We start from the raw sequence: 12351 nt of genomic DNA on the forward strand, positions 1-12351 counted from the left end.
CTGTAGCCTCCGAACTCGAACCTGACACACATTCATCTTCGGAGGCGACGTGCAGACGATCGAGATGGGCCGCCGTGGACTGCTCGCCGGGGGTGCCGCCGCGTTCGGCGTACTCGCCCTCGACGCCCTCGAGGCGCAGGTCGCGGCCGGCGTCCGCAAGGGCAGGCTGCCGCGCAAGGTCGACGTCGTGGTGGTCGGCGCCGGGCTCGCCGGCCTCGTCGCTGCCCGCAAGGTCCGCGCCGCCGGGCACTCCGTGCTCGTCGTCGAGGCCCGCGACCGGGTGGGCGGCCGGGTGCTCAACCACGAGCTCCCCACCGGCGGCACCATCGAGGCCGGCGGCGCCTTCGTCGGCCCCACCCAGGACCACATCAAGAAGCTCGCCCACAAGCTCGGGATCGACACCTTCGAGGAGTACGCCACCGGCAAGAACGTCTACCTCTCCTCGCTGCTGGGCCGGATGGAGTTCACCGGCACCGTTCCACCCGATCCGACGATCCTGCTCGACGCCGCCCTCGCGCTGCAGCGCCTCAACGGCTTCGCCGGGGAGGTCCCGGTCGACGCGCCCTGGTCGCACCCGCGCGCCGCCGAGTGGGACGCGATCTCGCTCGGCGACTGGCTGCGCCGCAACACGCTCAACAGCGCGGGCATCGAGAGGCTCATCCAGTCCTGGACACAGCCCGGCTTCGGCGCCGACCCGGACCAGGTCTCGCTGCTCTTCGTGCTGCACTACATCGCCTGCTCCGGCAACGAGACCACCCCCGGCACCTTCGAGCGCAACTCCGACACGGTGGGCGGCGCGCAGGAGAGCCGGTTCGTCGGCGGCTCCCAGCGGATCCCGCTCGAGCTCGCCCGCCGGCTCGGCAAGCGGATCGCGCTGAACGCGGCGGTCACCAGGATCGTCCAGCCGGCGCACGGCCGGGTCCGGGTGCATACCCGCCGCGGCACGGTGCGGGCCCGCCGGGTGATCGTGGCCGCGCCGCCCAAGCAGGTCCTCGGGATCGGCTTCGCGCCGGAGCTCCCCGCGGGTCGCCGGGCGCTGCTCGAGGGTGTGCAGATGGGTCGGCTGATGAAGTGCGACGCCGTCTACGAGACGCCGTTCTGGCGCGACCAGGGGCTCACCGGGTTCGGCATCGCCGAGACCGGCGCGGTCCGGGTCGCCTTCGACAACCACGTCGCCGACACCGGCCACGGCGTGCTGCTCGCCTTCGTGGGCGGCTCGGCATGGCAGCAGTTCGGCACCCGCTCACTGGAGGAGCGTCGTGCCGCCGTGCTCGAGGGCTTTGCCGCGATGTTCGGCGAGCAGGCGCGGCACCCGATCGACTACACCGAGCACGACTGGACCCGCGAGCCGTGGACCGGCGGCGGCCCCACCGCGATGTATCCGCCGGGCGTGCTGTCGACCCATGGCCGGCACATCCGCACCCCGCACGGCCGGGTCCACTGGGCCGGCACCGAGACCTCGACGTACTGGACCGGCTACATGGACGGCGCCGTTCGCTCCGGCAGGCGTGCGGCCCGGGAGGTGCTGGCCACCCTGTGAGGTGGTCAGGTGCGTGCGGACTCCGGAACCACGGGCACAGGAGCGGTACGACGGGTCAGCTGCCGCACCGAGGGGGCGGCGAGCGTGGCCAGCGAGCTGAGCCCGATCACGGCGGCGACCACGACCAGCCACCGCTCGGTCCCGACGAGGACAGCGACCGGGCCGGTGAGGGCGAGGCCGAGCGGGCGGCACACGAACGAGCCGACCAGGTCGAAGGAGTACACCCGCGCGAGCATGTCCTCGGCCACGTTCTCCTGGATCGCGAGATCCCAGCTGACGCTGAACAGCTGCAGCCCGACACCATGCACGAAGGCCCCGGCCAGGACGACGCTCAGGTCGTCGGCGACGGCCAGGGCGAGCGGGAAGGCGGCGGTGAGGGAGAGCATCAGCACGCCCCAGCGCAGCAGGTGCCGCGGACGCCAGCGCAGGGCGACCAGTCCGCCGGCGACGAAGCCGGCCATCAGTGCCGCGAGCGCCCCGCCCCAGGCCTGCTTGCTCCACGTCTCGCTGACCACGATCGGTCCGAGCACGCCCTGCACGCCCCCGAAGCACAGGTGGTAGAGCAGCGCCTGGCCGATCAGCAGCCACAGCCAGGCATGCCGGAAGACCTCGCGGGCACCGTCGGCCAGCTCGGCGAGGAGCCGCTCGCGCCCGGCGCTCACGACGCTGGGCACCCGGATCATCGCGAACAGCGCCGCCGCGACGGCGTAGGTCGCCGCGTCGACCGCGATCGCCCAGCCCGGGCTGGTGACCGCGACGATCACCCCCGCGAGGGCGAATCCGATCGCGAACGCGGTCTGGGTGGCCAGGCTGCGCAGCACGACCGCCCGGCCGAGCTGCTCGTCGGCGACGGTCGAGCGGGTCATCGCGTTCGACGCGGGCTGGGCGATGGCGCCGAGGCAGCCGTTGACGACGCCGATCGCGGTGAGCAGGAGCAGCGAGCCGTGCCCGGTGATCAGGACGACGGCGCAGGCGCCCTGGCTGACGGCGGTGGCCGCGGACGAGCCCTGCATGAGGAGCTGGCGGGGGAGCCGGTCGCCGAGCACGCCGCCGTACAGGATCGTGAGGACCTCGGCCGCCGAGAACGCGGCCACGACCAGGCCCAGCTGGGTGGCGCTGCCACCGAGGTCGAGTACGGCGAACGCCAGTGCCACCGGGGTCATCGCCGACCCGAGGCCGCTCACGGCGACGCCGCCGACGAGCAGCCGGAAGTCGCGCGAGCGCAGCGGGGAGGACACCGTCACGGAGATGAGGATACTTCGTTGCCTAAGTATTCGCCAGCGAAGTACCTGTTTCGCTCTGGTCGGGACCGGGGCAGGATCGGGCCCATGACCGACACAGGTGCTCCGCCCCCGCCCCCTCCGGGACCGCAGGCTCCCGCGCTCCCACCCCGGGGCGCCCGACGGTCGATGGCGCTCCGCCATCTCGTCAGCGTGGTGGTCGCCCTCGGCGCGACACCCGTCGGCATGCTGCTCTTCGACTACGGCGCCGGGAAGTACAACCAGGAGCGGCTCGCGTACTACGACACCAAGATCGGGATCGAGCTCGTCTACCTGATCCTCGGCGCAGGCATGCTCCTGGTCGCCGCCGCCGTGGGCCAGCTCTCCGGACTCGGCCCGGTCCTGGCCGGCGTGGTCTGGGGAGCGCTCCCGTTCTTGTGGTTCACCGTCGACCTCTCGAGCTTCTACGACGTCATCCGGGATCTGCCCTCGACCTACGTCTGGTTCGGCGCCGCGGCGTACGAGTTCCCGCTGGTCGCGACGCTGCTCATCGGCGCCGGTCTCGCCGGGCGCTGGCGGGGGCGGGCGCAGTAGCGTTTCCGTCATGGTCGAGGACTGGACGGACCGCCACGTCGCGCGGTGGAAGGACCACTGGCTCGACGTCACCTTCGACGAGACGGTCGAGGGCGTGTTCGTGCGGATCCACCGCATCGACCGCTACCTGCGCCGGGCCAAGCAGCACGCCGTCGCCGAGGTCGGGCTGACCGACTTCGAGTACGAGACCCTGCACGTGCTGATGATCCGCGACACCCCCGGCTCCGCCTCGCCGACCGAGCTGGCCACCGAGCTGGGCGTGTCCGGGGCCGGGATGACCGGCCGGCTCGACGGTCTCGAGAGGTCCGGCTGGATCCGTCGGATCCCCGCTGTCGACGACCGCCGCCGGGTGATCGTCGAGGTCACCAAGGCCGGCATGGCCGTCTGGCGACAGGCGATGGCCATCCGCGGCCGGGCCGAGGACGACCTCGCCGAGGCGCTGACCGAGCGGGAGCTCGCGACGCTCAACCGGCTGCTCAAGAAGGTGACGGTGCGCTCGGAGGAGCGCGAGGGCTAGAAGCGTTCTCAGGCCTGCTGGAGGGTCAGGATCGCGAGCAACCGGCGGTCGAGGTGCCGCGAGGGCGTGAGCCCGAGCGTGTCGAACACCTCGGCGCACAACGCGGCGGCGGTCTCCGGCCGGACTACCAGCTCGGCGGCGATGGCCGCCTCCGACCGGCCCGCCGCGACGAGCTCGAGCACCCGCCGCTGGCGGCGGCTGAGCCGGCCGATCCGGCCGGCGGCGAGGGTGGTGCGCTCGACGGTGGTCGCCTCGCGCGCGCTCATGACCGGTCCAGGACCGAGCGGATCCGCCGGATCCCCCCGGCAGGCCGGGGCCGGAAGGCGCGAGGCGGATCCGCCAGCCGGAGGAGCACCGGGTCGGTGGCGTCGCCGGCGTCGTACCGGCGCAGGATCTCGAGGACCCCGAGCTCGCTGCGGCGGATCCGGACGTCGGCGAGCTCGTCGAGCTCGTCGAGCTCGGGGTCGGGGGGCGCCGGAGACCAGTGCGCGCAGTGGCCGCGGAGCGCGGCGATCAGCCCGACGGGTCCGCCGAAGTAGGTGGCCCACTCCTCGCGCCAGGGAAGGGCGCCGCTCATGTCGGTGGCGGCGACCGCCTCGACCACGCGGATGATGCGGAGACGTTCGTGGATGTTCCAGGTCATGGGACGAGGAGTCCTGGGGTCCGGCCGGTGATACCCGGATCTCGGCGTATCAGCGGTACTGGCCCGTGGGTCCGATGTGCGGGACGATGCATCCGCAAGCTCTCGCGTCACGCGAAGGGGGGTCGGGTGTGGACGTGGACTCACCGCTGTCGGCGCTCGTCCCCGCGGCGCGGGAAGGAGACCAGCATGCATGGGACGCGATCGTGGACCGCTTCCTCCCGCTGGTGGACGCGATCATCCGCGGCCACCGGCTCTCGGAGGCCGACGGCGACGACGTCAGCCAGACGGTGTGGCTGCGCCTCGTCGAGCACCTCGGCGACCTGCGCGAGCCCGCGGCCCTGCCCGGCTGGATCCGTACGACGACCCGCAACGAGTGCCTGCGCCTGCTGGCCGCCCGCGGGCGGGTCCGGCCGGTCGATCCGCAGGACGCGACCGGGCTCGACGCCGTCGTCGACGACGCCGCCGGCATCGACCTGCTCGCGGCCGAGAGCCGCCAGCTGCTCCGCGAGGCCCTCGCCGCGCTCCCCGAGGCCCGCCGCGCCCTGCTCCTGCTCCTCCTCGCCGACCCGCCGGTCGGCTACGAGGAGATCAGCCGCCGCCTCGGCATCCCGATCGGCAGCATCGGCCCGACCCGGGCCCGTGCCCTCGAGCAGCTGCGGCGCATCCCCGCGCTGCGCCGACTGGTGGAGGTGACCCCGTGAACGACGACGAGCTCATGGCCCTGCTCGGCGAGGCCGTCGCCGAGGAGGCAGCCGTCAGCGACCGGCGGCGTACGGCGGCCCGCGCCGCCTTCACCTGGCGCTCGGTCGACGCCGAGCTGGCCGAGCTGCTCCACGACTCCGCGCTCGACCCGGGCGCCGCCGTACGCTCCGGCGCGGACGAGCCGCGCACCCTGTCCTTCGGCCACAGCGGACTCACCCTCGAGGTCGAGGTGGACGGCGAGGCGCTGCTCGGTCAGGTGCTCGGCGGCGGCTCCGGGGACGCGACGGTGATGGTGGAGCGTCCCGAGGCGGACGCGCTCACCGCCGAGGCGGATCCCGCCGGGTTCTTCCGGTTCGAGGGGGTGCGGCCCGGGACGGTGCGGTTCGTCGTCGAGCAGGGTGAGCGGTCGCTCACCACGCCGTGGGTGACGCTGTAGGCCCCGCTACGTCAGCGGACCGACGATCCGGATCGCCCCGCCCCGCGGGTCGGTCCGTGGAGTCGCGGTGGCGGCGACGTCCTGCCACGCCTCCCGGGCGGACTGCCCGGTCTCGCGCATCCGCGCCGCGATCAGCCCGGTGACGACGGGCGTCGAGAAGGACGTGCCGCTCCACTGGGCGAGACCGTCGAAGGTGCGGACCTCGCCGACGTTCGGGGGCTCGTGGCAGGTGTAGGTCCCCTTCGGGAAGGCGTTGACCAGGTCGCGGCCGCGGGCGTAGACATCGACCCAGGGGCCGACATTGGAGAAGTCGGACACGCACGCGTCGGGATCCACCGACCCCACCGACACCACCCACGGGAAGGCCGCCGGCCAGAACGGCTTGTCGCTGGAGTCGTTGCCCGCCGCGGCCACGATCAGCACGTCCGTGCGCTCGGCCAGCTTGTGGGAGCGGCCGAGCAGCTCGAACCCGAGCAGCGCGAAGTCGCCGCGGGTGTGGGTGCCGGCCGAGATGCTGACCACCTGCGGTCGGTCGTCGTCCTCGATCGCCTCGTGCAGCTGCTGCACGATCTCCGACTCGAAGACCGCGCCCCCATGCACCAGCACCCCCTCCACCTCGATCCGGGTGTCCGGGGCGAGGCAGCTGATCACGCCGGCGACGAAGGTGCCGTGGCCGGCGTACGGGTGGATGGCGTGGGGGTCCACCGTCTCGACATCGCTCGGGTCGGCCACCACGTCGCCCACCTCCAGCCAGGGTGTCTGGGCGCTGCCCACGGCGTCGGTCCACAGACCGGTGTCGACGACCGCCACCCGGACCCGGTCGCGGTCCGCGAGCCGGCCCGGCGAGGTCTGGGCGGCGGGCCAGGGCTTGGTGTGGCGGTGGGGGGTCGCGGGTTCGGTGGCGGGGCACATGAAGCCCCGAGGCGTCACGTACACGACGTGGTCGGGGGTGATCGCGCCCCGCTCGACGACCTGCGAGCGCTCCAGCTCGTCGAGCGTCGCCAGTACGTCGTCCCTGCGGTCCACGCGCGACGGCAGGGTCGCCAGCAGCAGATCGGGGACCCGGGTCTCGCGCGCGTCGAGCTCACCGGTGAACCGCTTCCGGTTCTCGTCCGTGGCGAAGTACTCCTCCAGGCGGCCGAGATCCTCGCGCCGCACCAGCGCGTGCCGGGGCCGGTACAGGTAGTGGATGTCCGCGTCGTCGCGGGGCGGCTGCGCGCCCTTCACCGGCGCGCCCAGCACCCCGGACTCCTTCATCGCGCTCCGGATCACCCGGACCTGGGCGCGCAGGCGCTCGGCCGCGAGGTCGCGAGGACGGGTGCGGCGCAGCCGGCGCAGCAGCTCGCGCAGCAGGTTGATCGGAAGGCTCGGACGGGTGGGGTCGCTCATGGCCGCTCCTGGGGGCGAGATGACCGGCAGCCGTGGCCCGCCGGCGGCGCTAACGTAGTTCTGCCGTGCGGGTCTCGTAAAGGAGCACAGACCGCCGATGGAGGAACTGCTCGATCTCGCGCTCGAGGACCCGGAGGAGGGTCGGGCCCGCGCCGAGCAGCTGCTCGACGGACCGGCCGACCCTCTCGCCCGCTCCTACGCGCACCACTGTCTCGGCATCGTGCACCGGGAACGCGGGGACCATCCCACCGCTGTGGAGGAGCTCCGAGCCGCGCTCACGTGGGCACGACGGGCCTCGGCTCCTGACCGGGAGCGGGACGTGCGGGCCACGCTGGGTGCGACCCTGGTCTTCGCCGGCCGGACCCGAGCAGGGCTCGCCGAGCTGACCCGAGCCGCCGACGGCGCCACGGGAGCCCTGGCGGCGCGGATCGGGATGCGGCGAGCCGGGGCGCTGGTGCTGCTGGGCCGTGACGAGGAGGCCGTCCCGGTCCTGAGGTCCTCGCGGGACGCGCTGATCGAGGTGGGCGACGAGCTGTGGGAGGCCCGCACCCGGATCTGGCTCGGTGACCTGGAGCTGCGCCACGGCCGGCTGGACGCCGCCGAGGACGAGACGCGGCACGCCGAGTGGCTCCTGGCGAGGTCGGGGGCGCAGCTCGAGCGGCTGACCGCCCTCGAGAACCGCGCCGACATCGCGATCGCCCGAGGCGATCTCGCGGCCGGGCTGCGGATCCATGCCGAGGCCGGGGCCCAGTACCGCGCCCTGCGCCGACCCGTCCGGTACGCCGGCGCCGCCATGCACGCCGGCGCCTACCTGGCCGCCGGCCTGGCGCCCGAGGCGGTGGCGCTGGTCGCGGACTTCCTCGCGTCCGGCGAGCTGCCGGCGGTGGACCGGGCCGAGCTGCACCTGTTCCACGCCACCGCGCTGCTGGCTCTGGGCGACGGCGTCCGGGCCCTCGCCGAGGCGGGCACCGCGGAGCGGATGCTCCGGCGCCAGCACCGGGACTGGCACCGGGACCGCGCCGAGCTGGTCGGCCTGCGGGCGCGGCTCGCGGTGGGAGAACCGGCGAGTCGGAGCCGGGCGGTCGCGCTGGCGACGTCCCTCGACCGGGAGCGCGCCCCCGAGGCGGCGCTCGCCCTCACCCTCGCCGGCCGGCTCTCCCGCGGCGAGGACCGACTCGACCTGTGGACCCGCGCGGCGTCGTACCGCAGCCACCCGAACGCCCTGGTCCGCGCCGGCGCCTGGCACGCCCGGGCCCTGGCTCGCGAGGAGACAGCCGACCGGGGCGGGGTGCTGCGGGCGGCGGCGGCCGGTCTGGACGCGATCGACGAGCACCGGCGCCTGATCGGGTCCAGCGAGCTGCGGGCGCTGGCGACCACCCACGGGCGCGACCTCACCGCCCTCGCCCTGCGCCATGCGGCCAGTGACGCACGGACCCTGCTGCGCTGGAGCGAGCGGACCCGGGCGACGGCGCTGGCGCAGCCGCCGGCGACCTCGGACGCGGCGACCATCCCGGCCTCGTTGGCGGCGCTGCGCGACAACGGGCGGCAGCTGGCCGAGGCCCGCCAGGACGGTACGCCGACCGAGGAGCTCGAGCGGGAGCGGCGTCGGCTGGAGCGGGCGGTGCGGGCCGAGAGCCACACCCTGTCGGTGACCACCGCCGCGCAGCAGCGGCCGGCGGGCGTCGACGAGATCCTGGCGGCGACGGGGGACACCTGCCTGGTCGAGCTGGTCGACGTCGACGGGAGCCTGCACGTCGTGGTCGCCCATGCCGGGAAGGTACGTCGCCGGGTGGCCGGCACGACGAGCGAGGTCGCCGACCTGCTGGGTCCGGCGGGGATGCTGCTGCGCAGGGCGGCCCGCGGGCGTCCGGCCGACACCACCAGCGTCGGGCGGGCTCTCCAGGACGCGGTGCTGGGCGATGCCGTCCGGCTGCTCCCGGACGCCCCGGTGGTCCTCGCGCCCACCGCCCGCCTGCACGGCCTGGCCTGGTCCCTCCTGCCGAGCCTCCACGACCGGCCGTTCGCGGTCGTTCCGTCGGCGGGCCAGTGGCTGCGCGCCCGGGCCGCGGCGCCACCGCAGCCCGCCAGCACCGTCCTGGTCGCCGGCCCGGCGCTGGCGAGCGGCGGCGCGGAGGTGCCGGTCCTCGCCGGGCGCCACCCGGACGCCGTCCTGCTCGACGGTCCGCGCGCCACCCTCGACGCGGTGCTGACCCACCTCGACGGCGCGGGTCTGGTCCACCTGGCCGCGCACGGCCGGTTCCGGGCCGACAGCCCGCTGTTCTCGGCGCTCGACCTGGTCGACGGGCCGCTGACGGTCCACGACCTGGAGCGGGTCCCGCGGGCGCCGTACCGGGTCGTGCTGTCGGCCTGCGAGTCCGGCGTGCTGGCGCCGGTCGGGGCGGAGGAGCTGCTCGGGTTGGCTGCGGCGCTGTTCTCGCTCGGCACCGCGGGCCTGGTCTGCAGCGTCGGCGAGGTCAACGACGCCGCCACCGCCGCGTTGATGGTCGACCTGCACGCCGCGCTCGCCACCGGCAGCGACCCGGCCACCGCGCTGTGCGAGGTACGCCGTCAGGTGGTCGGCGACCCGGTCGCGGCCGGCACCGCGGCCGCCTTCCTCGCTCTCGGGGTGTGAGCAGTCGTCCGGACCGCGACTGCGACCCGAATAGGCTGCCGCCATGACTGACACCAGCCTCACCGCCCGGGAAGCCATCGCGGCCGTCCAGGGGCACGAGGCCTGGGCGATCATCCGGCGCTCCACCCGTGCGGGCGACCGCGACACCGTCGGCGTGCTCGGCGGCACCCGCAGCATCGTCGAGTCGATCATGGACATCCCGCTCGAGACCGGCGTCCCGGAGCCGGGGCACATCTGCGACCGGCTGGTCGCCGTCCCCTTCCGCCAGGTCGGCGAGCGCGGCTTCGAGGCCCACGACGACGGCACCCCGCTGGTGGTCGTGGACGTGCGGAGCGAGCACGAGTTCTCGGTGGCCGACGTGGTCGACGCGATCGACCCGGTGGCGGTCGAGTTCACCGACCGCGGTGGCTTCGAGACGTCCGACGAGGAGTACGCCAAGATCGTCGCGGCGATCATCGACGGCGAGATCGGCCAGGGCGAGGGCGCGAACCTCGTCGTGGGCCGCAACTACCGCGCGGTCGTCGCCGACTTCGACGCCTCGGTCGCGCTGACGGTCTTCCGCCGGCTGCTCGAGCGCGAGCGCGGCGCGTACTGGACCTTCGTCTTCTTCACCGGCGACCGCTTCCTGATCGGCGCGTCCCCTGAGCGGCACGTGTCGGTCCACGGCGGCGACGTACGGATGAACCCGATCTCCGGCACCTTCCACCTGCGCCCGCCCGCCGGCGAGACCCGCAGCACCGAGGCCCGGATGCGCGACTTCCTCAAGGACGAGAAGGAGATCTACGAGCTCTTCATGGTCGTCGACGAGGAGCTCAAGATGATGTGCGACATCTGCACCGAGGGTGGCCAGGTGCTCGGGCCGTTCCTCAAGCCGATGACCCACCTCATCCACACCGAGTACCTCCTCGCCGGCCGCACGTCCAAGGACGTCCGCGAGGTCCTGCGCGACACGATGTACGCCGCCACGGTGACCGGCTCGCCCGTCGAGAACGCCTGCCGGCTGATCAAGCAGTACGAGCCCGAGGGGCGCGGCTACTACGCCTCCGCGCTGGCCCTCTTCGGGCGCGACGACGCCGGTGAGCCGGTCCTCGACAGCCCGATCGTGCTGCGCACCGCCGACGTCTCCCTCGACGGTCGGCTCAAGGTCACCGCGGGGGCGACGCTGGTGCGCGACTCCACCCCGGCGTACGAGGTCGCGGAGACGCACGCGAAGGCGGGCGGCATCCTCTCCGCCTTCGGCCTGGTCCCGCCCGCGCCGGTGCCCGACGTCGCCGTCGCCGACCTCGTCGTGGACGAGGAGGTGCTGATCGCGCTCAACGCCCGCAACAACCGGCTCTCCGGGTTCTGGCTCGCCGACCAGGCCGGTACGCCGGTCGACCCGCGCCTCGCCGGCAAGTCCGCCGTCATCCTCGACGGCGAGGACGACTTCGTGAACATGCTGCGGCACATGCTCGCGCGGATGGGCATGACCAGCACGGTGGTGCGCCACGAGGACTACGCCGACGGCGTGCTCGACGGCTTCGACCTGGTCATCGTCGGCCCCGGCCCCGGCGACCCGCGCGACGAGGCCGACCCGAAGATGGGCCAGCTGCGCGCCGCCGTCGCCTGGCTGCTGGCCCACGAGAAGCCGTTCGTCGCCGTCTGCCTCGGCCACCAGGCGCTGTGCCACCAGCTCGGCATCCCGCTCACCTACAAGGACATCGTCTTCCAGGGGACCCAGGCCACCGTGCTGCTCGACGGGCGGCAGCAGAAGGTCGGCTTCTACAACACCTTCGTGGGGCGGGTCTCTGCTCAGGTCGCGCTGCCCGAGGCGGTTCGCGTGGACGCCGACCGGGAGACCGGCGACGTCAACGCGCTCGCCGGCCCGCACTACCGCGGCGTCCAGTTCCACGCCGAGTCGATCCTCACCGAACGGGGCTTCGACATCGTCCACGACCTGGTCTCCGGCGTCCTGCTCGAGACCTGACGATGACCGGCGTCGTGGACCTCGTCGTCGGAGCACCGTCGGCGAACTCGCGGTGGAGCTGTGACCCGGAGGGGCGGGACGGCCCGGCACCCACCTGGGCCGTCCCGCTTCCTTCCTTCGAAGGTACGCCGAGATGAGGTTCTGATGGTGGTGACGATGCGATGACTGTCCCCGACGTGGTCGTCGTCGACCACCGCGACTCCTACACCTGGAACCTGGTCCACCTCGTCGCGGGTGTGACCGGGGCCCTGCCGACGGTGGTCCAGTGGGACGACCCCGTCGACCTGGCTGCGTTCTCGCACATCGTCCTGTCGCCCGGTCCGGGCCATCCGAGCGAGTATGACTGGGGCTTCGCCGAGGGCCGGCCGGTGCTGGGCGTGTGCCTCGGCATGCAGGGGATGGTCGTGGCGTTCGGCGGCGAGGTCGGGCGGGTCGAGCCGGCTCACGGCGCGGTCGAGGCGGTGGCCCATGACGGGCAGGGGGTGTTCGCCGGCGTACCGACGCCCTTCGACGCGGTCCGCTACCACTCCCTGGCGGCCATCCGCCTGCCCGACGAGCTCGAGGCGACCGCCTGGGCGGCCGACGGCACCGTGATGGGAGTACGGCACCGCAGCCTTCCGCTCGAGGGCGTGCAGTTCCATCCCGAGTCGGTGCTGTCCGAGCGCGGTGCGCGGCTGGTCGCGAACTTCCTCGCCATGGGACGCTGACGCCC

The 12351-nt window shown here is 73.7% G+C and carries 12 protein-coding genes; 8 read left to right on the plus strand and 4 right to left on the minus strand.

Annotated elements, in window-relative coordinates:
* The first annotated feature begins 49 nt into the window (after nt 1-49).
* Nucleotides 50-1540, plus strand: a complete 1491-nt coding sequence (locus tag ACUP6Y_RS01460) for a flavin monoamine oxidase family protein (RefSeq protein WP_462553825.1) — start codon at nt 50-52, stop codon at nt 1538-1540.
* Nucleotides 1541-1545: 5 nt separating this feature from the next.
* On the opposite strand, the gene ACUP6Y_RS01465 is transcribed toward ACUP6Y_RS01460, so the two are convergent.
* Complete coding sequence (locus tag ACUP6Y_RS01465) at nt 1546-2784, minus strand: MFS transporter (protein WP_462553826.1); 1239 nt, start codon at nt 2782-2784, stop codon at nt 1546-1548.
* Nucleotides 2785-2868: 84 nt separating this feature from the next.
* Between ACUP6Y_RS01465 and ACUP6Y_RS01470 the strand changes: the two genes are divergently transcribed.
* Nucleotides 2869-3354, plus strand: a complete 486-nt coding sequence (locus ACUP6Y_RS01470; RefSeq protein WP_462553827.1) for a hypothetical protein — start codon at nt 2869-2871, stop codon at nt 3352-3354.
* A 10-nt stretch (nt 3355-3364) separates the two neighbouring features.
* Complete coding sequence (locus tag ACUP6Y_RS01475) at nt 3365-3871, plus strand: MarR family winged helix-turn-helix transcriptional regulator (RefSeq protein WP_462553829.1); 507 nt, start codon at nt 3365-3367, stop codon at nt 3869-3871.
* A gap of 8 nt (nt 3872-3879) precedes the next feature.
* Here ACUP6Y_RS01475 and ACUP6Y_RS01480 read toward each other — a convergent pair whose 3' ends face one another.
* Together ACUP6Y_RS01480 and ACUP6Y_RS01485 are read right to left on the minus strand one after the other, a co-directional pair.
* Nucleotides 3880-4137 (minus strand): LuxR C-terminal-related transcriptional regulator, encoded by a 258-nt coding sequence (locus tag ACUP6Y_RS01480; RefSeq protein WP_462553830.1) that lies wholly within the window; start codon nt 4135-4137, stop codon nt 3880-3882.
* Complete coding sequence (locus tag ACUP6Y_RS01485; RefSeq protein WP_462553831.1) at nt 4134-4514, minus strand: hypothetical protein; 381 nt, start codon at nt 4512-4514, stop codon at nt 4134-4136. The genes ACUP6Y_RS01480 and ACUP6Y_RS01485 overlap by 4 nt, the downstream gene beginning before the upstream one ends.
* A gap of 134 nt (nt 4515-4648) precedes the next feature.
* Between ACUP6Y_RS01485 and ACUP6Y_RS01490 the strand changes: the two genes are divergently transcribed.
* Together ACUP6Y_RS01490 and ACUP6Y_RS01495 are read left to right on the plus strand one after the other, a co-directional pair.
* Nucleotides 4649-5215, plus strand: coding sequence for an RNA polymerase sigma factor (locus ACUP6Y_RS01490; RefSeq protein ID WP_462553832.1), 567 nt, complete (start codon nt 4649-4651; stop codon nt 5213-5215).
* A complete protein-coding gene (locus ACUP6Y_RS01495) occupies nt 5212-5652 on the plus strand; it encodes a hypothetical protein (protein ID WP_462553833.1) in 441 nt (146 codons plus the stop codon). Before ACUP6Y_RS01490 ends, ACUP6Y_RS01495 begins: the two co-directional genes overlap by 4 nt.
* Before the next feature lie 6 nt (nt 5653-5658).
* Here the strand turns inward: ACUP6Y_RS01495 and ACUP6Y_RS01500 are convergent, their stop codons facing one another.
* Nucleotides 5659-7041 carry a S8 family peptidase gene (locus ACUP6Y_RS01500; RefSeq protein ID WP_462553834.1) on the minus strand — a complete coding sequence of 461 codons (1383 nt, stop codon included), beginning with the start codon at nt 7039-7041 and terminating at the stop codon, nt 5659-5661.
* Between the two features lie 97 nt (nt 7042-7138).
* Here ACUP6Y_RS01500 and ACUP6Y_RS01505 point away from each other — a divergent pair, with 97 nt between their 5' ends.
* The 3 genes from ACUP6Y_RS01505 to ACUP6Y_RS01515 all read left to right on the plus strand — a co-directional run bounded on the left by ACUP6Y_RS01505 (nt 7139) and on the right by ACUP6Y_RS01515 (nt 12346).
* Entirely contained in the window at nt 7139-9673 is a 2535-nt protein-coding gene (locus tag ACUP6Y_RS01505; protein ID WP_462553835.1) for a CHAT domain-containing protein, read from the plus strand.
* Nucleotides 9674-9716: 43 nt separating this feature from the next.
* Complete coding sequence (locus ACUP6Y_RS01510; RefSeq protein WP_462553836.1) at nt 9717-11639, plus strand: anthranilate synthase family protein; 1923 nt, start codon at nt 9717-9719, stop codon at nt 11637-11639.
* Nucleotides 11640-11800: 161 nt separating this feature from the next.
* Nucleotides 11801-12346 (plus strand): anthranilate synthase component II, encoded by a 546-nt coding sequence (locus tag ACUP6Y_RS01515; protein ID WP_462553837.1) that lies wholly within the window; start codon nt 11801-11803, stop codon nt 12344-12346.
* Nucleotides 12347-12351 lie beyond the last annotated feature (5 nt).

It is taken from the genome of Nocardioides sp. S5-5, from assembly GCF_054954065.1.